Raw genomic sequence first — 20,592 nt, 5'->3', positions numbered from 1 at the left:
ACGCCGCATGCGCCTGTTTCGCTCACTGACCTTGTTGTTGACGCTGGTCGCCCCTTCGGCATTTGCCGATGACCTGTATCAGGTCGAAATGATTCTGGTACGCCAGAACGCCGTGCCGGCCATCGTCAGCCGCGCCGCGCCGGAAGACTGGGCCGCCGGTGCCCAGCGTCTGGGCGATGACAGCAAGCGCACCACAGCGCTGAATGATGTCGCCAACAAACTCACCGCCAGCGGCGAATACAGCGTGCTGATGCACAAGGCCTGGCAGCAGACACTCGGCGAGACCCCGGCGAAGGTCGCGGTCAGCGATGGTCAGGAGCAGTTCGGTCAGTTCCCCGTCGAGGGCACGATTGAAATGAAGCTCGGGCGTTTCACCGACGTGAACGCCGACTTCTGGGTCAACCAGATCGACGCCAACGGCATGGTCACCGCCAGCGAACGCCTTAAGCAGGAAAGCCACACCAAGAACGGCCAGCTCAACTACCTGGACAACGGCCACCTCGCCCTGCTGATCAAGATCACTTCACTGACGGCGCCTGCGCCTCGGGAAGCGCCTGAAGTCGTACCGGACTGATTGAAGTCCTTATGTCCCCGCCTCTGAGTAAACCGCTGGCCTCCTCCTGGGTCAGCCGGTTCAAGGAACAAAGCCTGGAGCGTGGCCGCCGCTACGCCCTGGAAAACCGGGTGCGGATCGTGCAGGTCGGCGATGCGACCATTACCGCCAGTTGCGAAGGCTCTGGTGGCAACATTTATCGTCAGACGATTCATCTGCGCGAGTCAGCCAAAGGCACGCTATTGATGGTCGACGCCACGTGCACCTGCCCGGTCCACAGCAACTGCAAACACTGTGCGGCGGTCTTGCTGCAAGTGCAGGAAACCCTCGAATACCCGGCCGCCGCCAAAGACGCCGAACTGTTGGAAAAACTCCAGGCAGTCCTGGAAAACCGCAGCCCGAAAGCGCCGCCACAAGTACTGGTGGACAACGTGCAACCGGTGCCGCGCCTGTGGCTGGCCAGTGTCGAGTTCAGCGCTTTCGAACCGCGCAACGGCAAGATGCAGCGCTACATCCAGCATCGTGCGGCGTTGTCTTTCAGCTATCTCGACGAATACGTCAGCGGCCAGAAAAACAGCGACATCCTGATTCGCCAGGAAGCCCAGACGCTGCGAGTCAAACGCCAGCCGGACGTCGAGCAAAGCTACCGTGAGCAACTGCGGATTCTCGGCTTTCGCATCGCCACCCGGCAAAGCAAGGCCCTGCCGGAAAGCGCTGGCGAACTCTACGAGATGGTCAACGACAGCGCCTGGCTGACGTTCACCCTGAACGATCTGCCGAAGCTGCGCACCCAAGGCTGGGAATTGCTGGTCGACGATGAATTCGGCTTCGACCTGACGGCCGTGGACGACTGGTACGCCACTGTCGAGCAGACACCAGAGCGGGACTGGTTCGACCTGGAACTGGGCATCATCGTCAATGGCGAACGCCTGAGCCTGCTGCCGATCCTGCTGAACCTGATGCGCTCGCACACGGAAATTCTCAACCCCGAACGCCTCGCCCGGCGACGGGACGATGAGCTGATTCTGGTGAACATTCCGCAACGCAACAGCGAGCACGGGCCGTTGCAAGTCGCCCTGCCCCTTGGCCGGTTGAAACCGGTGCTGGCGACCCTGGGCGAGTTCTATCTGCAAGAGCCGGGCGAAACCACCCTGCGCCTGAGCAAGGCCGACGCCACGCGCCTGAATTCGCTGGAAGACATTCCTCTGCTTTGGGAAGGCGGGGAGCAGATCCGCAGCTTCGCCCAACGCTTGCGCAATATCCGCGACTATAGCGCCGAAGCACCGGAAGGACTGAACGCGACACTGCGCCCTTATCAGCTCGAAGGCTTGAGCTGGATGCAGTCGCTGCGGCAACTTGAGGTTGGCGGGATTCTCGCGGACGACATGGGCCTGGGCAAAACCCTACAGACCCTGGCGCATATTCTCAGCGAGAAAAACGCCGGGCGCCTGGATCGACCCTGCATGGTGGTGATGCCCACCAGCCTGATCCCCAACTGGCTGGACGAAGCGGCGCACTTCACGCCACAGCTCAAAGTGGTGGCCCTGTACGGCGCCAGCCGCAAAAAGCATTTCGAACACCTGGCCGATTACGACCTGATCCTCACAACCTATGCGCTGCTGCCCAAGGATGTCGAACGCCTGGCAAAGCAGCCACTGCATGTATTGGTGCTGGATGAGGCGCAATACATCAAGAACCCGAACAGCAAGGCCGCTCAGGCTGCCCGCGAGCTGAACGCCCGCCAGCGCCTGTGCCTGAGCGGAACGCCGCTGGAAAACCACTTGGGCGAACTGTGGTCGCTGTTTCACTTCCTGCTGCCCGGCTGGCTCGGCGACGTCAAAAGCTTCAACGCCGATTACCGCGTGCCGATCGAAAAACGCGCCAGTGAAGTCAGACTTCAACACCTCAACGGTCGGATCAAACCCTTCCTGCTGCGCCGCACCAAGGAACAGGTCGCGACCGAGTTGCCGCCGAAAACCGAGATCATCCACTGGGTCGAGCTCAACGAGGCCCAGCGCGACGTGTACGAAACCATGCGCCTGGCCATGGACAAGAAGGTTCGCGACGAGATTACTCGCAAGGGCGTGGCACGCAGTCAGATCATCATTCTCGAAGCGCTGCTCAAGTTGCGTCAGGTCTGCTGCGACTTGCGCCTGGTCAACGACGCCACCCTGCCCGCTCGCGGCAGCACCTCGGGCAAGCTCGACAGCCTGATGGAAATGCTCGAGGAGCTGTTTGAGGAAGGACGGCGGATTCTGTTGTTCTCGCAGTTCACTTCGATGCTGTCATTGATCGAGGACGAGCTGAAAAAGCGCAATGTTCCCTATGCGTTGCTGACCGGGCAAACCCGGGATCGGCGCACGCCGGTGAAAGAATTCCAGAGCGGCAAGCGTCAGATCTTTCTTATCAGCCTGAAGGCTGGCGGTGTGGGCCTGAACCTGACGGAAGCGGACACCGTGATTCACTACGATCCGTGGTGGAACCCGGCGACCGAAAACCAGGCCACCGACCGTGCGTATCGCATTGGCCAGGAGAAGCCGGTATTCGTCTACAAGATGATTGCCCGGGGCACGGTCGAGGAGAAAATTCAGCTTCTGCAGCGAGAAAAATCCGACCTGGCAGCCGGCGTGCTGGATGGGCGCAAGGCCGGGGACTGGAAGTTGCAGAGTGATGATATCGAGGCGCTGTTTGCGCCGTTGCCGGACAAGTTCGACAAGCGCTGAAATCTTTGTCGTTTACCAGATCGATTCGCGGGCAAGCCCGCTCCCACAGAGATAGCGCTTAACCTGTGGGAGCGGGCTTGCCCGCGAATGGCTCGACTCTATTTCGAGCCAGACTCAGCCCTTCAGCACCCGCGCCAACGTCGATTTCACCTTGCCCATCCCGTCATGCAACGCCTGCTCGATCTCGGCCATGGTGATCACTTCAGTGGTCTTGCCCGCCGCCGGGTTCACCACCAGCGACAGGCAGGCGTAATCCAGATCCAGCTCACGAGCCAGTGCAGCTTCCGGCATGCCGGTCATGCCGACGATGTCGCAACCATCACGCTCCAGGCGCACGATCTCGGCCACGGTTTCCAGACGCGGACCCTGGGTGCAGGCGTAAACGCCTTGATCGCTGTATTCGCAGCCTTCGGCGGCCAGCGCAGCAATCAGTTGCTGACGCAGTGGCTCGCTGTAGGGAAAGCTGAAGTCGATGTGTGTGACATGTTCCAGATCATCGGCGAAATAGGTGTGCTCGCGACCGCTGGTGTAGTCCACGATCTGATGCGGTACGCAGAAATGTCCGGTACCCATTGCAGGATGGATCCCGCCCACGGCGTTGACCGCAATGATTGCTTCGGCCCCGGCCTGCTTCAATGCCCACAGATTGGCGCGATAGTTGACCTTGTGCGGTGGGAAACGATGCGGATGACCGTGGCGAGCCAGGAACAGCACTTCCTTGCCGGCGTATTCACCAATCTGGACTTCAGCCGATGGCGCACCATAAGGCGTATCCACCGCCAGCGACTGACGAATGCTCAGACCCTCCAGCTGGGTCAGGCCTGTGCCGCCGATAATTGCGTAAACCGTCATAGCGAAAAATCCTTAATCGATCAGTTGTGCGTCTTTGAGGGCGCCGACAGCGGTCAGCCAACGCGGATCCTGACGGTATTCGGTGTTGGCGAACGCCTGACCGCGCATGCGTGCGATGCGCGGCGACGGCTTGACCTTCATGCGTTGCGCGGCGCTCAGGGCCAGTTCGGCGGCAGCACGGTCGTTGCACACCAGACCCATGTCGCAACCGGCGCTGAGTGCAGCTTCGATACGACTGGCGGCGTCGCCCACTACATGCGCGCCGGCCATCGACAGGTCATCGCTGAAAATCACACCGTCGAACTGCAACTCACCGCGCAGGATGTCCTGCAACCAGCGCCTGGAGAAACCGGCGGGCTGTGCGTCGACTTGCGGATAAATGACATGGGCCGGCATGACGGCGGCCAATTGCTTGCTCAGCCTGGCGAACGGCACGAGGTCGTTGGCGCGGATCTCTTCGAGGCTACGCTCGTCGTTGGGGATTGCGACGTGGGAGTCAGCTTCGGCCCAGCCGTGACCAGGGAAATGCTTGCCGGTGGCGGCCATGCCAGCGCTGTTCATACCGCGGATGAATGCGCCGGCGAGTAGTGCGGCACGCTCCGGGTTACCTTCAAACGAGCGGGTGCCGACGACGGCGCTGCGCTGGTAATCCAGATCCAGCACCGGCGCGAAGCTCAGATCGAGTCCGACTGCCAGCACTTCGGTGGCCATGATCCAGCCGCATTGTTCGGCCAGAGACTCGGCGTTCGGATTGTCAGCAATGGCGCGCATGGCCGGCAGCCGCAAAAAGCCCTGACGCAGGCGCTGGACCCGACCGCCTTCCTGGTCCACCGCCAGCAACAGGTCCGGACGAATGGCACGGATCGCCGCGCTCAGCTCGCGCACCTGACGCGGGTGCTCGATGTTACGGGCAAAAATGATCAGGCCGCCCACTTCGGGCTGACGCAACAATTGGCGATCTTCGGCCGTCAGCCAGGTACCGGCGACGTCCACCATCAACGAGCCTTGCAGGCCAGCAGTCATAGAGATTCCTTGAAAACGAAAAACCCGTCACCCACGAAACCACCACCAGCGAAATTGCCCGGCAGGTCGGTGATTTCAATGAGTAACGGGTTCAGAACGAGAGTCGGCATGGGCGGCTAGCTTAGCGGATGTCCGCTGCCACGCCCACCCATGGACAGTTAAACCTTGGCAGGCGCCGGTGCCGATTTACTGCGCGGTCGCAACTGCGCGCTGGCCATTGCAGTATCGGTGACACCGGTTTCGGCACGCATGCCGGCGGCCAGGAACGGCACCATCAGGCGCATCACCTGCTCGATGGAGGTGTTGACGCCGAAATCGGTCTCGGCAATCGCGCGCAGGGCCTTGATACCCGACATGCTGAATGCCGCAGCGCCGAGCATGAAGTGCACGCGCCAGAACAGCTCGATAGGAGGAATACGTGGAGCGGCTTCGTTTACCAGCAACATGTAACGACGGAAAACCTTGCCGTACATGTCTTCCAGGTAACGACGCAAGTGGCCCTGGCTCTGGCTGAATGCAAGACCGAGCAAGCGCATGAAAATCGACAGATCGTTGCCGCTGCGTGGTTGCACTACCAGCGCCTGCTCGACGAGGATTTCCAGCAGCTCCTCAAGTGAAGGCTTGTTCTCTGGCTTGGCCTGGCGGCGCTCCAGTTCTTTATCGAGGCTGATGCAGAACGGACCGAGAAAACGCGAGAAAACCGCCTGGATCAGCGCCTTCTTCGAACCGAAGTGATAGTTCACCGCTGCGAGGTTGACCCCGGCCTTGCTGGTGATCAGACGCAATGAGGTTTCGGCGAAACCTTTTTCCGCGAACAGCTGTTCTGCAGCATCAAGAATGCGTTCAACGGTTTCCGACTGGGCCATGGCTACTCCGCCTGACAAACACTTGTTTGAAACATACGTTTCAGCCTGTGCCTTGTCAAGCCTGCCGGTTCGTTTTGGGAATGGTCGGTCAGATATTTAACCACAACAAGGACGCCACATTAATCGACGCCGTCACTGACCGTCCGGCGGCCTGGCAAAAAACGATCATTGCCAAGACCGCTTCACTGTATATAATCCCAGTCACTGTATAAAAAGACAGAGCGATCAATATGCTTAAGCTGACGCCACGCCAAGCCGAGATTCTGGCCTTTATCAAACGCTGCCTCGAAGACAACGGCTACCCGCCGACCCGTGCGGAAATCGCTCAGGAACTGGGTTTCAAATCACCCAACGCGGCCGAAGAGCATCTCAAGGCGCTCGCCCGAAAAGGCGCGATCGAAATGACTCCCGGCGCCTCTCGCGGCATTCGAATCCCCGGCTTTGAAGCCAAAGTCGACGAATCGACCCTGCCGATCATCGGTCGAGTCGCCGCCGGTGCGCCGATTCTCGCCCAACAGCACATCGAAGAGTCCTGCAACATCAACCCGGCCTTCTTCCATCCTCGCGCCGACTACTTGCTGCGCGTCCACGGGATGAGCATGAAGGACATCGGGATTTTCGACGGTGACCTGCTGGCGGTTCACACGACCCGGGAAGCACGCAACGGCCAGATCGTCGTTGCGCGGATCGGCGACGAAGTGACCGTCAAACGCTTCAAGCGCGATGGCAGCAAAGTCTGGTTGATCGCCGAGAACCCTGAGTTCGCCCCTATCGAAGTCGACCTGAAAGATCAGGAACTGGTGATCGAAGGCTTGAGTGTCGGCGTAATCCGCCGCTAAAGGAGGCTTTATGCAGTTCCCACACGTACCTCAGCAAACACAACTGCCGTTGTTCGAGGCTTTTCTGGCGCAACCATTGGCCCCCATCCTCAAGGATGTAGCCGAACGCCCATGGAATGTCGAACCCGAAGCGTTCAGTGAACTGTCGCTGCGCGGTGCGGCCGGGAACTGCCTGAACCTGCTGGCCCCCATACTTCGGGAATTGAGTGAGGATCAGGATGCACGATGGCTGACCCTGATTGCACCACCCGCGAGCCTGACCCAGGCCTGGCTGCGGGATGCAGGACTGAATCGCGAACGCATTCTGCTGCTGCAGCCGCGCGGGACTCAGAGTGCCCAGCAACTGGCTTGCGAAGCCCTGCGCCTGGGACGCAGTCACACCGTGGTGACATGGTTGAACCCGCTCAACTCAGGCTCACGCCAACAACTGATCAGCGCCGCCCGCACCGGGGACGCTCAAAGTCTTAATATTCGATTGGGCTGACTTGATACGCGTTGCTTTGAGCGCGGGGCTTCTCAAAGGACAGAGAAGCCGAACCGAAGCGATAATCGACGGGCGGTGCTCAATGAAGAACCCGCGGCCCCTCTTCCTTATCAAACTCGCCTTCAACCATTCGACCAGCCATTTGCACACCAACGCTGAGCATCGCCTTGGCAATTTCAACGTGCTGGCCCTGCAGAAATGCCTTGGCATCCTCGGAGAAATCCAGAGTCACCAGAGAACCCTCGTCCTCGGCCCTGCGCAGTTCGATTCGGCCGTCTGGTAGCTCGACAATTTCTAGAAAGGACGTTGGCATATAGGTCTGTTCTCCACGAAAGGCAGGGATTATATAGAGATCGTTCAGGATTCGCTCGGGATCTTGACCAGCAGCATGCATCTCGTCGCCGCCAGTCAAGAAGCCATCAGCACTCGTTCAAGCCTTCACGGAAACGGATCGCCAGACTCTTCAGATTCTGCCGCCAGCTCTCCAGCTCTTCACGACTCAGCTCTTCCGGGGCCTGCTCTTCGTCCAGATTGACCGCCTGAATCAGCGGCTGGGTCACATCGCCTTTTGGCTTGTGTGGCACGCGTGGCGGCTGAAACAGCGCCGAATGTGCAGCCAGCAATTTAGCCAGCCAGGTTTCCGGATTACCCGCCAACTCGACCATCTCGGCCAACTCTGGAATCGCAATCGACTCAAGCACTTCGCGGGTCAACAGCGTTTCCGCCCGGGGCGCGTTAGCCTGTGGCAGACGGTAAAACCCTGCAATTTCGTGACACAACCCCAGCAATGCACCGTAGAGATGAAACAGTGCCGATTCACGCCCGGCCTGAATCAACGCAAGCGAATTCATCGCCCGCCCCTCTTCAGCCCTGGCCAGCGCTTCCAGCGACAGACCCGCGAAATAGATCTTCTGATTGGTACGGGTATAGAGCTCGTGGGCCATATCGGCACTCTCCGCAGCGAAATAATTTCTTCATACAGGTCGGACAGTGTCATGGATCAGCCGATCCGACCGCAAGCTTTAAACAAAAAGGCCGCATGAAAACCAGAAGGTTGTCATGCGGCCTTTTGTGTTGAAGCCACCCGGTCAGGGCAGCCTCGGATCAGCGCTTGCTCAAGCCTTGGCTTTCGCCGGACGCTTGTCTTCAACTGTCCACTTGCCACCGTCGAAGAACGCTTTCCAGCCAGTCGGTTTGCCGTCGACTTCGGTCTGGACGTATTGCTCCTTGGTCTTGCGGCTGTAGCGAATCACTGCCGGCAGACCATCTGGATCCTTCTGCGGCGCTTCGCACAGGAAGTGGTACTTCGGATCGATCTCGTCCTTGTGCGGCAGAATCTCGATCACCAGCGGAGCACGGGTCTCGCGGTTTTTCGGGAACTGGCTGGCCGCCAGGAACAGGCCTGAAGCACCGTCGCGCAGGATATAGGTGTCGTTGACCTTTTCGCATTTCAGCTCAGGCATCTTCACCGGATCCATCTTCGGCGGCGCCGCGTCACCGCTCTTCAGCAGCTTGCGGGTGTTCTTGCAAGTCGGATTGGTGCAACCGAAGAACTTGCCGAAACGGCCGGTCTTGAGCTGCATCTCGCTGCCGCACTTGTCGCATTCCAGGCTCGGACCTTCATAGCCCTTGATGCGGTAGCTGCCTTCTTCGATTTCGTAGCCGGCGCAATCCGGGTTGTTACCGCAGATGTGCAGCTTGCGCTTTTCATCGAGCAGGTAAGCGTCCATCGCCGTGCTGCAGATCGGGCAACGATGCTTGCCGCGCAGCACCAGGGATTCCGATTCGCCCTCGTCGTCCGCAGCAATTTCATCGCCGGGCACCAGGTTGACGGTGGCCTTGCAGCGCTCTTTCGGCGGCAGGCTGTAGCCCGAGCAACCGAGGAACACGCCGGTCGATGCAGTACGAATCTGCATCGGACGACCGCAAGTGGTGCACGGAATATCGGTCATCACCGGCTGGTTGGCACGCATGCCGGCTTCAGGGTTTTCAGCCACTTCGAGTTTTTTCTTGAAGTCACCGTAGAACTCGTCAAGCACGTTCTTCCAGTCGCGTTCGCCCTGAGCCACGTCATCGAGGTTCTCTTCCATGCCGGCGGTGAAGCCGTAGTCCATGAGGTTCGAGAAGCTCTCCGACAGACGCTCGGTGACGATGTCACCCATCTTTTCCGAATAGAAACGACGGTTGTGCAGGGTCACATAACCGCGATCTTGAATGGTCGAAATGATCGCCGCGTAGGTCGAAGGACGGCCAATGCCGCGCTTTTCCATTTCCTTCACCAGGCTGGCTTCCGAGTAACGGGCCGGCGGCTTGGTGAAATGCTGGGTCGGATCAAGCTTGATCAGCTTCATCACGTCGCCCTGCGCCATGTCCGGCAGAACATCGTCATCGCCAGGCTTGGTGATTTGCGGCAGAACGCGGGTGTAGCCGTCGAATTTCAGGATACGGCCCTTGGCACGCAGCTCGAAGTCGCCAGCGGCAACGCTGACGGTGGTCGACAGATATTGCGCCGGCAGCATCTGGCAAGCCAGGAACTGGCGCCAGATGAGCTCGTAGAGGCGCTCAGCGTCACGCTCCATGCCAGCGAGCTTGCTTGGCGTGGTGTTGGCGTCGGAAGGACGAATCGCTTCGTGAGCCTCTTGTGCGCCTTCCTTGCTGCTGTAGACGTTCGGCGTTTCCGGCAGGTACTTCTTGCCGAACTCGTCTTCGATGTAGGTACGCGCCATCGCCACGGCATCCGCCGAGAGGTTGGTCGAGTCGGTACGCATATAAGTGATGTAGCCGGCTTCGTACAGACGCTGGGCCATCATCATGGTTTTCTTCACGCCGAAGCCCAGGCGGTTGCTCGCAGCCTGTTGCAGCGTGGAGGTTATGAACGGTGCCGACGGCTTGCTGCTGGTCGGCTTGTCTTCACGCTTGACGATGCTGTAGCTGGATGACTTCAGCTTCTCCAGCGCCGCCATGGCCTGCGCTTCGTTGAGCGGCTTGAAAGCTTCACCCTTCTCACGAGCCACTTCGAAACGCACGGTCGAGCCTTTTGCAGTGCCGAGGTCGGCATGCACTTCCCAGTACTCTTCCGGGATGAACGCACGAATTTCACGTTCACGCTCCACCACCAGCTTCACGGCCACCGATTGCACACGGCCGGCGGACAGACCGCGAGCAATCTTCGCCCACAGCAACGGCGAGACCATGTAACCGACGACGCGGTCGAGGAAACGACGGGCCTGCTGCGCGTTCACTCGATCGATATCGAGCTCGCCCGGCTCCGAGAAGGCTTCCTGAATCGCTTTCTTGGTGATTTCGTTGAACACCACGCGCTTGTAGCGGCTGTCATCACCACCGATGGCTTCGCGCAGGTGCCAGGCAATGGCTTCCCCCTCGCGATCCAAGTCGGTTGCGAGATAGATGGTGTCAGCATCCTTGGCGAGCCGGCGCAGCTCTTCGATGACTTTTTCCTTGCCCGGGAGGATCTCGTACTTGGCCTTCCAGCCATGATCCGGATCGACACCCATGCGCGAGACCAACTGCTTGCGCGCCTTCTCTTTCGGCGACAGCGCTGGCGCTTCGCCCGCAGCTGCCTTGCCACGCTTGGCGGCTGGCTCCTTGCTGGCGCTAGCCGAACCGCTGGTGGGCAGGTCTCGGATATGGCCGATACTCGACTTCACCACGTATTGGTTGCCCAGATACTTGTTGATGGTCTTGGCCTTAGCCGGGGATTCCACAATGACCAGCGATTTGCCCATGGATCAGAAAATTCCTGAATTCTAGAAGTGAAAGGCGGTTGGCGCCTGACGCGGCACCGCTATATATAGTGGCTACAAGGTGAGGTCAAGCGCAGGGTTTTGCGCGCACTCGCCTCATGGCTTCGAAAAAAGGCTCGGTTCGGCTTGCACCAAAGCAAAGCGTGGGACCTGCTCCCCGTCAACCTCGACGGACTCCAGGAACATGCTCAAGGGACGTACCCAGAAGCCGTAATCGCCATACAGGGCTTGGTAAAAGACCACTTCCTCTTCGGTCTCGGAATGCCGCGCGACACTGAATACGCGGTACTGCGGACCTTTGTAATGTTGGTAGAGCCCAGGTTGTATCGGCATGCTTCGGCCCTCACTCAAATTTTTTCAAAATAAAAACAAAAATAAATCCGCAAAAACAAAAACCGGGGCACTTGGCCCCGGCTTCCATCGACGAGACGCTTAAACGCGTTCGAAGACGGTGGAGATGCCTTGGCCGAGGCCAATGCACATGGTGGCCACCCCGAAGGTGCCGCCATTCTGCTTCATCACGTTCAGCAAGGTGCCGGAAATACGGGCACCGGAGCAACCGAACGGGTGACCCAGGGCGATCGCGCCGCCGTGCAGGTTAACCTTCTCATTCATCTTGTCGAGCACTTTCAGGTCTTTCAGCACTGGCAGGGCCTGTGCGGCGAACGCTTCGTTGAGCTCGAAGAAGTCGATATCGTTGATACCCAGGCCGGCACGTTTCAGTGCTTTCTGAGTAGCCGGTACCGGACCATAGCCCATGATCGCCGGATCTACACCTGCCACCGCCATCGAACGAATCACGGCCAGCGGCTGAATGCCCAGGTCCTGTGCACGCTGCGCCGACATCACGATCATGCACGAAGCACCATCGGTGATCTGCGACGAAGTACCGGCAGTCACGGTGCCGCCCTTTGGATTGAACGCCGGCTTCAGAGCCGCCAGGCTTTCCAGGGTGGTTTCCGGACGAATGGTTTCGTCGTAGTCGAAGGTTTTCAGGAAGCCGTTCTCGTCATAGCCCTGCATCGGGATGATTTCGTCCTTGAACTTGCCTTCCACAGTCGCCTTGTGGGCCAACTGGTGGGAACGCACGCCAAAGGCGTCCTGCTGTTCGCGAGTGATGCCGTGCATTTTGCCCAGCATTTCAGCGGTCAGGCCCATCATGCCCGAGGCTTTCGCCGCGTACAGGGACATGTGCGGGTTCGGATCGACACCGTGCATCATGCTCACGTGGCCCATATGCTCGACGCCGCCAACCACGAATACGTCACCGTTGCCGGTCATGATCGCTTGTGCAGCGGTGTGCAGCGCGCTCATCGACGAGCCGCACAGACGGCTGACGGTCTGGCCGGCCGAAGTGTGCGGGATCTGGGTCATCAGCGACGCCATGCGCGCGATGTTCCAGCCCTGCTCCAGGGTCTGGTTCACACAGCCCCAGATCACGTCCTCGACTTCTGCAGGATCGACCTTGGTGTTGCGCTCCAGAAGTTTGCTGATCAGGTGCGCCGACATGTCTTCGGCGCGGGTGTTGCGGTGCATGCCGCCCTTGGAGCGGCCCATCGGAGTACGACCGAAGTCGACAATCACGACGTCTCTAGGATTCAAGCTCATAAGTTCACTCTCACTCTAGTTGGGGGCGCTTAACCGAAGAAGCTCTGGCCGTTCTTGGCCATTTCGCGCAGCTTCGCGGTCGGGTGGTACAGCGCGCCCAAATCAGCGTACTGGTCGGCCAGGGCAACGAACTCGGCAACACCGATCGAATCGATGTAGCGCAGCGCACCGCCACGGAATGGAGGGAAACCAATACCGTAGACCAGACCCATGTCGGCTTCGGCGGCAGTTTCCACGATGCCGTCTTCCAGGCAGCGCACGGTTTCCAGGCACAGCGGGATCATCATCCAGTTGATGATGTCTTCGTCAGTGACTTCGCGCTGCTCGTAGACGATCGGCTTGAGCACTTCCAGTACCGACGGATCGGCGACTTTCTTCTGCTTGCCTTTCTTGTCGGCCTCGTAGGCATAGAAGCCCTTGCCGTTCTTCTGACCCAGACGCTTGGCTTCGTAAAGCACGTCGATGGCCGAACGACGGTCGTCCTTCATGCGGTCCGGGAAGCCTTCAGCCATCACGTCACGACCGTGGTGGCCGGTGTCGATGCCGACTACGTCCATCAGGTATGCCGGGCCCATCGGCCAGCCGAATTTTTCCATGATCTTGTCGATACGGACGAAGTCCACACCGGCGCTGACCAGCTTGGCGAAACCGCCGAAGTACGGGAACAGTACGCGGTTGACCAGGAAGCCCGGGCAGTCGTTGACGACGATCGGGTTCTTGCCCATTTTCTTGGCGTAGGCAACGGTGGTGGCAATCGCCAGCTCGCTGGACTTCTCGCCACGGATCACTTCCACCAGTGGCATCATGTGCACCGGGTTGAAGAAGTGCATGCCGACGAAGTTTTCCGGACGCTTGAGGGCCTTGGCCAGCAGGCTGATGGAAATGGTCGAGGTGTTGGACGCGAGGATGGTGTCCTCTTTGACCTTGTCTTCGACTTCCGCCAGAACGGCTTGCTTGACCTTCGGGTTCTCGACCACGGCTTCAACGACCAGGTCGACGTGACCGAAATCGCCGTAAGACAGGGTCGGACGAATGCCGTTGAGTACTTCAGCCATCTTCGCGGCAGTCATGCGGCCTTTATCAACGCGGCCGACCAGCAGCTTGGCGGCTTCCGCCAGACCTTGCTCGATGCCGTGCTCGTTGATGTCCTTCATCAGGATCGGCGTGCCTTTGGAGGCCGACTGATAGGCGATACCGCCACCCATGATGCCGGCGCCCAGTACGGCAGCCTGCTTCACGTCCTTGGCGATTTCGTCGTAGGCCTTGGCCTTTTTCTTCAGTTCCTGATCGTTCAGGAACAGACCGATCAAGCTCTGCGCGGCAGAGGTCTTGGCCAGTTTCACGAAACCTGCGGCTTCGACTTCCAGCGCCTTGTCACGACCGAAGTTCGCGGCTTTCTGGATGGTCTTGATCGCTTCGACCGGAGCCGGGTAGTTAGGACCCGCCTGGCCAGCCACAAAACCTTTGGCGGTTTCGAAAGCCATCATTTGTTCAATGGCGTTCAGCTTGAGCTTTTCCAGCTTTGGCTGACGCTTGGCCTTGTAGTCGAACTCGCCGGAGACGGCGCGCTTGATCAGCTCAAGGGCGGCATCCTGCAGCTTTTCAGGGGCAACCACGGCATCGACGGCGCCGACTTTCAGCGCGTCTTCAGGACGGTTTTCCTTGCCGGCGGCAATCCACTCGATGGCGTTGTCGGCACCGATCAGGCGCGGCAGACGCACGGTACCGCCGAAGCCAGGATAGATGCCCAGTTTGACTTCCGGCAGACCGATCTTGGCCTTGGTGGACATGACGCGGTAGTCCGCTGCCAGGCACATTTCCAGACCGCCGCCCAGGGCAATGCCGTTGATCGCGGCCACGGTCGGAACGTTGAGGTCTTCGAAATCGCTGAAGATCTTGTTGGCTTCGAGATTGCCAGCAACCAGCTCGGCATCCGGCAGCTTGAAGTTGTCGACAAATTCGGTGATGTCGGCGCCGACGATGAACACGTCCTTGCCACTGCTGACGATCACGCCCTTGATCGAAGCATCTGCCTTGATGGTGTCTACAGCCTGACGCAGTTCGTTCAGGGTAAGACGGTTGAACTTGTTGACGGACTCACCCTTGAGGTCGAATTTCAATTCGACGATGCCACTTTCAAGAGCTTTAACCGTGATGGCTTTACCTTCGTAAATCATCAACTGATCTCCACGATATGGAAGCTGAACAGTACACGTCGGACGCAGGCGAATGGCTCGGCAGGACGCTTTTTCGTCAATGCTGACACCAATCCACCCGGCACACCCGCCAACGCGATAGTCGGGATTCTGTAGGAGCAGTCTGCAATACAAACGCTCAATTCATACGCCCGTTTGATTTGGGTACGCCACCTTCACGGAATTTCCGACAATTGTCAATCGCCCTAAATACGGGTTGAAATGCGACTTTGCGGTCATTTCTGTAAGACGCAGCCCGTCCACGCATGCTTGCATGTGAGGGCATTCATAAGATTAATAGTTAGAAAAGTCGCCCTAATTCATCGCAAGCCTTGTTTAACAGGCTACGCTGGCTGGACTACGAAGGAAAACAGGCGCACTTTTGCTGACCGGCTCACTCCGATTCAACGCCAAAAAGAATTTCCGGCCTGCCTGGCCAACCCCGCCCGATGAATCATGTCGGGCTTTTTATTGCTCGTCTGCCAGACGTTTCGCACAGTTGCAGCGCGAAATGTCCGTGAGTCATGCCAGCGCTTTCAGCGTGGCATCAATTTCCAGCAGAACCGAAGCGTCACCCTTCTCGCCCCAATAGAGCGCGATCATCTGCTTGTCGGCTTCGACCTTGAAAACGTTGCCCGGCAATTTTTCGAAATGATTCAGCAGCAGCGGATCTTCACAGACTTCCTGCCACTGATTGACCCACACGCCCGGGGATTTTTGCCAGTACGTCCAGCACGCCGGCTGCTTGCCGCGCCGTGGCCGATGGTATTGCGCGCACGGGTTTGGCGGCTCCTGGCTCAGCCAGTGCGGCCACTCCTGCGGCGCCAGCTGCATGGCCAGCCCGATGCGCCGGGCCTCGGTACGCAAGGCTATCCGGCCACTCTGTGCACGGGATGGGCGCAGCCATGCCAGGGGGCTCAACACCACCAACAGGATTGACACCACCAGCCAGACCGTCATATGTGTACTCCCGTTTTGTCATGAGCCCATTGCGTCACTTTGGAACCAATGCGCTTGAAACCAGCCATACTTAACAATATTGATCCCTCACGAGGAGCACCTCATGCCCTACCACCATATCCTGGTCGCCGTAGATCTGACCGAAGAGTGCGACCCTGTGATCCACCGCGCCCGAGAGCTGTCGGTGAGCAACGGCGCCAAGCTGTCGCTGGTGCATATCGTCGAACCGATGGCCATGGCCTTCGGGGGTGACGTGCCGATGGATCTGTCACAACTGCAACAGCAGCAGTTCGATCAAGCCAAGGAACGCCTCGAGCGCCTGAAGCACAAATACACCGAACTGGAAGGCTCCAACTGCCACCTGACCTACGGCCAGCCACGCCAGGAAATCCACCACTTCGCCAAGGATCAGGAATGCGACCTGATCGTGGTCGGCAGCCATGGCCGGCATGGTCTGGCGCTGTTGCTGGGTTCGACCGCCAACGATGTCCTGCACGGCGCACCTTGCGATGTGCTGGCGGTGCACTTGGTCAAACGCTGATCCCAGGCACTTGTGAAAAGCTAAAAAGCCCGGCGTCCATCACTGGACGCCGGGCTTTTTCATGCCTGGAAACAATCAGGCATCCAGCTCGGCCCAACGCTCCACCAGCGCATCCAGCTCAGCCTGCAACTGCTCAAGCATTGCAATCACCTTGGCCGTCTCGGCCGGCGGACGCTGGTAGAAACCGGCTTCAGCCATTTCAGCCTCGACCGCAGCAATCTGCTGCTCTTTGGCGTCGATGTCGCCCGGCAACGCTTCCAGCTCGCGCTGAAGTTTGTAGCTCAGTTTCTTCTTCGCAGCCGGGGCCGCAGCGACAGGCGCGGCAACCGGAGCCGGTTCGGCAGTGACCACCGCCGAATTCAGGTCAGCCTTGCCGGATTTGCTTTCGGTCACGCCCAGCAGGCGCGGCGAACCGCCCTGGCGGATCCAGTCCTGATAGCCGCCGACGTATTCGCGAACCTTGCCTTCACCTTCGAAGACCAGGGTGCTTGTAACCACGTTATCGAGAAATGCCCGGTCGTGGCTGACCATCAGCACGGTGCCGTTGAAGGTCAGCAGAACCTCTTCGAGCAGTTCGAGGGTTTCCACATCGAGGTCGTTGGTCGGTTCGTCGAGCACCAGCAGGTTTGCAGGCTTGCTGAACAGTTTGGCCAGCAGCAGGCGCGCACGCTCACCACCGGACAACGCCTTCACCGGCGTGCGGGCACGCTGCGGGCTGAACAGGAAGTCGCCGAGGTAACTCAGCACGTGGCGGCTCTGGCCATTGATATCGATGAAATCGCGACCTTCGGCGACGTTGTCGACCACGGTCTTTTCCAGATCCAGCTGATGGCGCAACTGGTCGAAGTAGGCCACGTCGATCTTGGTGCCCTCTTCCACCTTGCCGCTGGTCGGTTGCAGACCGCTGAGCATCAGTTTCAACAGGGTGGTCTTGCCGGTGCCGTTGGCGCCGAGCAGGCCGATACGATCGCCGCGCTGCAACACCATGGAGAAATCGCGGATCAGGAACGGACCGCCCGGGTGCGCGAAACTCACGTTATCCAGCACCATTACCTGCTTGCCGGACTTCTCCGCTGTTTCCAGCTGGATGTTGGCCTTGCCGGTGCGCTCACGACGCTCGCTGCGCTCGACACGCAGGGCCTTCAGCGCACGCACGCGGCCTTCGTTACGGGTACGACGGGCCTTGATACCCTGACGAATCCATACTTCTTCCTGAGCCAGACGCTTGTCGAACAGCGCGTTGGCGGTTTCTTCAGCGGCCAGTTCGGCTTCTTTGTGGACCAGGAAACTGGCGTAGTCGCCGTTCCAGTCGATCAGGCCGCCGCGATCCAGTTCGAGGATGCGGGTGGCGAGGTTTTGCAGGAAGGAACGGTCGTGCGTGATGAACAGCACGGCGCCCTGGAAATCCTTCAGCGCTTCTTCGAGCCAGGCAATCGCTCCGATGTCCAGGTGGTTGGTCGGCTCGTCGAGAAGCAGCAGATCCGGCTCGGACACCAGCGCCTGGGCCAGCAGCACGCGACGACGCCAGCCGCCGGACAACTCGGCGAGGGTCTTGTCGGCTGGCAGTTGCAGTCGGCTCAGGGTGCTGTCGACCAGGGTCTGCAAGCGCCAGCCGTCACGGGCTTCGAGGTCGTGCTGGACGTGCATCAGCTTTTCCAGATCGGCGTCGGTGACGATGTTCTGGCTCAGGTGATGGTATTCGGCAAGCAGCGCACCCACGCCGTCGAGGCCTTCGGCCACCACGTCGAACACGGTCCGCTCGTCGGCCACCGGCAATTCCTGCGGCAATTCGCCGATTTTCAGACCGGGGGCACGCCACACGGCGCCGTCGTCAGGCTTCTGGTCGCCCTTGACCAGTTTCATCATGCTGGACTTGCCAGTGCCGTTGCGACCGATGATGCACACCCGCTCACCACGGGCGATCTGCCAGGACACCTTGTCCAACAACGGCATCGCGCCGAATGCAAGGGACACATCGCTGAATTTGAGCAGGGTCATGAGCTTCTCCAAAAACCGGGCGCGCATTCTACCTGAATCGAGGGCCGAACAGGCCGGCAATTTCGCCGCTGACGTACTCTGCACAACATTTGTTGCGAACTTGTGCCGCAAGGGCCGCAAAGCTTTCGCCGTCTGCTGGCAAAAGGCTAAGCTACAGACAATTCAGTGCCGCCCACGCTGGCACTTGTCATGATTTCTCTGCCCGGATGTCTCATGCGCAGTCGCCTTCTCAGTGTTTTGTCCTGTTTGCTACTCACCGCCGCTGCTGCTCAATCCGCCCAGGCGGTGGACCTGTCCACCCAGCGCCAGTATTACGATGAGGCCAAGCGCGCCCTGGCCAAGGGCGATACCGGCCCGTATTTTCGTTACAGCCAGGCCCTCGCCGATTATCCGCTGGAGCCGTACCTGGCCTACGACGAGCTGACCGCCCGCCTGAAGACCGCCAGCAACGCGGAAATCGAAAAATTCCTCGCCGAACACGGTGACCTGCCCCAGGCCAACTGGATGAAGCTGCGCTGGTTGCGCTGGCTCGCCGACCGTGGCGACTGGGCGACCTTCGTCAAGTATTACGACCCGAAACTCAATTTCACCGAACTGGATTGCCTGAACGCGCAGTACCAGATCAGCAGCGGCCACAAGGCCGAGGGTTACGCCAATGCCGACAAACTGTGGCTGACCGGTAAATCGCAACCCGCCGCGTGTGACGCGCTGTTCGGGATCTGGGCCGCCGACGGCCAGTTGACCGAGCAAAAACGCTGGGAACGCACCAAACTCGCTGCCCAGGCGCGTAACTATCCACTGGCCAACAGCCTGGTCAACGGCCTGACCACACTGTCCCCACGCGGGCGTCTGCTGGTGGATGTGGCGCAGAAACCTGAACTGCTCAACCAGCCATCGCGCTTCACCCCGGCCGATGAACCGATGTCGGACATCGTCAGCCTCGGCCTGCGCCGCCTGGCCCGTCAGGATCCGGACAAGGCCATGGATCTGCTCGACGGCTACGCCAGCAGCATGCATTTTTCCCGCGATGAAAAAGTCGCGATCGCCCGGGAAATCGGCCTGACCCTGGCCCGTCGTTTCGACAGCCGCGCGCTGGATGTGATGACCAAATATGACCCGGAACTGCGCGACAACACCGTGTCCGAATGGCGCCTGCGCCTGCTGTTGCGTCTGGCGCGCTGGGACGACGCCTATCAGTTGACCCGCCGACTGCCGCAGGATCTGGCCACCACCAATCGCTGGCGTTACTGGCAGGCCCGCAGCCTGGAACTGGCACAACCGCAGAACCCTGAAGCACAGACGTTGTACAAGAGCCTCGCACGGGAGCGGGATTTCTACGGTTTCCTGGCTGCCGATCGCTCGCAGCTGCCTTATTCGCTGGTCAACAAACCGCTGGTGCTCAGCCAGGCCACCATCAACAAGGTGCGTAACACACCCGGCGTTCGCCGCGCGCTGGAATTCCACGCCCGCGGGCAGATCGTCGACGGGCGTCGCGAGTGGTACCACGTCAGCCGTCACTTCAACCGCGACGAGATGGTCGCCCAGGCCAAACTGGCTTACGACCTGAAATGGTATTTCCCGGCAATCCGCACCATCAGCCAGGCGCAATACTGGGACGACCTGGACATCCGCTTCCCGATGGCCCACCGCGACACCCTCGTGCGTGAAGCCAAGGTCCGCGGCCTGCACTCGAGCTGGGTGTTCGCCATCACTCGTCAGGAAAGCGCTTTCATGGACGACGCCCGCTCCGGCGTCGGCGCCAGCGGCCTGATGCAGCTGATGCCCGGCACCGCCAAGGAAACCGCGCGCAAGTTCAGCATTCCGCTGGCCTCGCCACAGCAGGTGCTCGATCCGGACAAGAATATCCAGCTCGGCGCCGCCTACCTGAGCCAGGTGCACAGCCAGTTCAACGGCAACCGTGTGCTCGCCTCCGCCGCCTACAACGCCGGCCCCGGCCGCGTGCGCCAGTGGCTGCGCGGTGCCGACCACCTGAGCTTTGACGTGTGGGTCGAAAGCATCCCGTTCGACGAAACCCGCCAGTACGTGCAGAACGTGCTGTCTTACTCGGTGATCTACGGCCAGAAACTCAACTCGCCGCAGCCGCTGGTGGACTGGCATGAGCGGTACTTTGACGATCAGTGATCGTGCAAAGATCGCCGTAAACAAAAATGCCCGCATCGAGAGAT

General features: G+C 59.7%; 17 protein-coding genes. 6 read left to right on the top strand and 11 right to left on the bottom strand.

Features of this window, described 5'->3' with window-relative positions:
* The first annotated feature begins 7 nt into the window (after nucleotides 1-7).
* Both OQ248_RS20175 and OQ248_RS20170 read left to right on the top strand, forming a co-directional pair.
* Nucleotides 8-574, top strand: a complete 567-nt coding sequence (locus OQ248_RS20175) for a CsiV family protein (RefSeq protein ID WP_085713145.1) — start codon at nucleotides 8-10, stop codon at nucleotides 572-574.
* Nucleotides 575-585: 11 nt separating this feature from the next.
* Nucleotides 586-3,276 (top strand): DEAD/DEAH box helicase, encoded by a 2,691-nt coding sequence (locus OQ248_RS20170; RefSeq protein ID WP_265813749.1) that lies wholly within the window; start codon nucleotides 586-588, stop codon nucleotides 3,274-3,276.
* Between the two features lie 114 nt (nucleotides 3,277-3,390).
* Here the strand turns inward: OQ248_RS20170 and OQ248_RS20165 are convergent, their stop codons facing one another.
* The 3 genes from OQ248_RS20165 to OQ248_RS20155 all read right to left on the bottom strand — a co-directional run bounded on the left by OQ248_RS20165 (nucleotide 3,391) and on the right by OQ248_RS20155 (nucleotide 6,017).
* Nucleotides 3,391-4,128: an S-methyl-5'-thioinosine phosphorylase gene (locus OQ248_RS20165; protein ID WP_007953033.1), complete on the bottom strand. Its 738-nt coding sequence runs from the start codon at nucleotides 4,126-4,128 to the stop codon at nucleotides 3,391-3,393.
* A gap of 12 nt (nucleotides 4,129-4,140) precedes the next feature.
* A complete protein-coding gene (nagZ, locus tag OQ248_RS20160) occupies nucleotides 4,141-5,139 on the bottom strand; it encodes a beta-N-acetylhexosaminidase (RefSeq protein WP_265815117.1) in 999 nt (332 codons plus the stop codon).
* A 170-nt stretch (nucleotides 5,140-5,309) separates the two neighbouring features.
* Nucleotides 5,310-6,017: a TetR/AcrR family transcriptional regulator gene (locus tag OQ248_RS20155; RefSeq protein ID WP_119426994.1), complete on the bottom strand. Its 708-nt coding sequence runs from the start codon at nucleotides 6,015-6,017 to the stop codon at nucleotides 5,310-5,312.
* Between the two features lie 230 nt (nucleotides 6,018-6,247).
* Here OQ248_RS20155 and lexA point away from each other — a divergent pair, with 230 nt between their 5' ends.
* Both lexA and sulA read left to right on the top strand, forming a co-directional pair.
* Nucleotides 6,248-6,856 carry a transcriptional repressor LexA gene (gene lexA / locus OQ248_RS20150; protein WP_085713140.1) on the top strand — a complete coding sequence of 203 codons (609 nt, stop codon included), beginning with the start codon at nucleotides 6,248-6,250 and terminating at the stop codon, nucleotides 6,854-6,856.
* A 10-nt stretch (nucleotides 6,857-6,866) separates the two neighbouring features.
* Nucleotides 6,867-7,340, top strand: a complete 474-nt coding sequence (gene sulA / locus OQ248_RS20145) for an SOS-induced cell division inhibitor SulA (protein ID WP_085713139.1) — start codon at nucleotides 6,867-6,869, stop codon at nucleotides 7,338-7,340.
* Nucleotides 7,341-7,419: 79 nt separating this feature from the next.
* Here sulA and OQ248_RS20140 read toward each other — a convergent pair whose 3' ends face one another.
* From OQ248_RS20140 to OQ248_RS20110, 7 genes are all read right to left on the bottom strand, one after another.
* A complete protein-coding gene (locus tag OQ248_RS20140) occupies nucleotides 7,420-7,653 on the bottom strand; it encodes a hypothetical protein (RefSeq protein WP_003226592.1) in 234 nt (77 codons plus the stop codon).
* A 106-nt stretch (nucleotides 7,654-7,759) separates the two neighbouring features.
* Nucleotides 7,760-8,284 (bottom strand): DUF6586 family protein, encoded by a 525-nt coding sequence (locus tag OQ248_RS20135; RefSeq protein WP_085713138.1) that lies wholly within the window; start codon nucleotides 8,282-8,284, stop codon nucleotides 7,760-7,762.
* Nucleotides 8,285-8,455: 171 nt separating this feature from the next.
* Nucleotides 8,456-11,086 (bottom strand): type I DNA topoisomerase, encoded by a 2,631-nt coding sequence (gene topA / locus OQ248_RS20130; protein ID WP_265813748.1) that lies wholly within the window; start codon nucleotides 11,084-11,086, stop codon nucleotides 8,456-8,458.
* Between the two features lie 114 nt (nucleotides 11,087-11,200).
* The gene (locus OQ248_RS20125; RefSeq protein ID WP_007953059.1) at nucleotides 11,201-11,437 is read right to left on the bottom strand and encodes a DUF1653 domain-containing protein; all 237 of its coding nucleotides are present in this window, start codon (nucleotides 11,435-11,437) and stop codon (nucleotides 11,201-11,203) included.
* A gap of 99 nt (nucleotides 11,438-11,536) precedes the next feature.
* On the bottom strand, nucleotides 11,537-12,712 hold the full coding sequence (gene fadA, locus OQ248_RS20120) for an acetyl-CoA C-acyltransferase FadA (RefSeq protein WP_007953060.1): 1,176 nt from the start codon (nucleotides 12,710-12,712) through the stop codon (nucleotides 11,537-11,539).
* Nucleotides 12,713-12,741: 29 nt separating this feature from the next.
* A complete protein-coding gene (gene fadB / locus OQ248_RS20115) occupies nucleotides 12,742-14,889 on the bottom strand; it encodes a fatty acid oxidation complex subunit alpha FadB (RefSeq protein ID WP_007953061.1) in 2,148 nt (715 codons plus the stop codon).
* A gap of 540 nt (nucleotides 14,890-15,429) precedes the next feature.
* Nucleotides 15,430-15,867: a hypothetical protein gene (locus OQ248_RS20110; protein WP_011335196.1), complete on the bottom strand. Its 438-nt coding sequence runs from the start codon at nucleotides 15,865-15,867 to the stop codon at nucleotides 15,430-15,432.
* A 103-nt stretch (nucleotides 15,868-15,970) separates the two neighbouring features.
* Between OQ248_RS20110 and OQ248_RS20105 the strand changes: the two genes are divergently transcribed.
* Complete coding sequence (locus OQ248_RS20105; protein ID WP_047295289.1) at nucleotides 15,971-16,408, top strand: universal stress protein; 438 nt, start codon at nucleotides 15,971-15,973, stop codon at nucleotides 16,406-16,408.
* A 75-nt stretch (nucleotides 16,409-16,483) separates the two neighbouring features.
* Here the strand turns inward: OQ248_RS20105 and OQ248_RS20100 are convergent, their stop codons facing one another.
* A complete protein-coding gene (locus OQ248_RS20100) occupies nucleotides 16,484-18,406 on the bottom strand; it encodes an ATP-binding cassette domain-containing protein (RefSeq protein WP_119427000.1) in 1,923 nt (640 codons plus the stop codon).
* Between the two features lie 213 nt (nucleotides 18,407-18,619).
* Here OQ248_RS20100 and OQ248_RS20095 point away from each other — a divergent pair, with 213 nt between their 5' ends.
* Nucleotides 18,620-20,548 (top strand): transglycosylase SLT domain-containing protein, encoded by a 1,929-nt coding sequence (locus OQ248_RS20095; RefSeq protein ID WP_248741238.1) that lies wholly within the window; start codon nucleotides 18,620-18,622, stop codon nucleotides 20,546-20,548.
* Nucleotides 20,549-20,592: the final 44 nt, after the last annotated feature.

Origin of the sequence: Pseudomonas sp. COW5, from assembly GCF_026240005.1 — a bacterium.
Lineage (GTDB): Bacteria > Pseudomonadota > Gammaproteobacteria > Pseudomonadales > Pseudomonadaceae > Aquipseudomonas > Aquipseudomonas kribbensis.
Note: the sequence above shows the minus strand (reverse complement) of the source record. Positions and strands in the feature narration are given on the sequence as shown.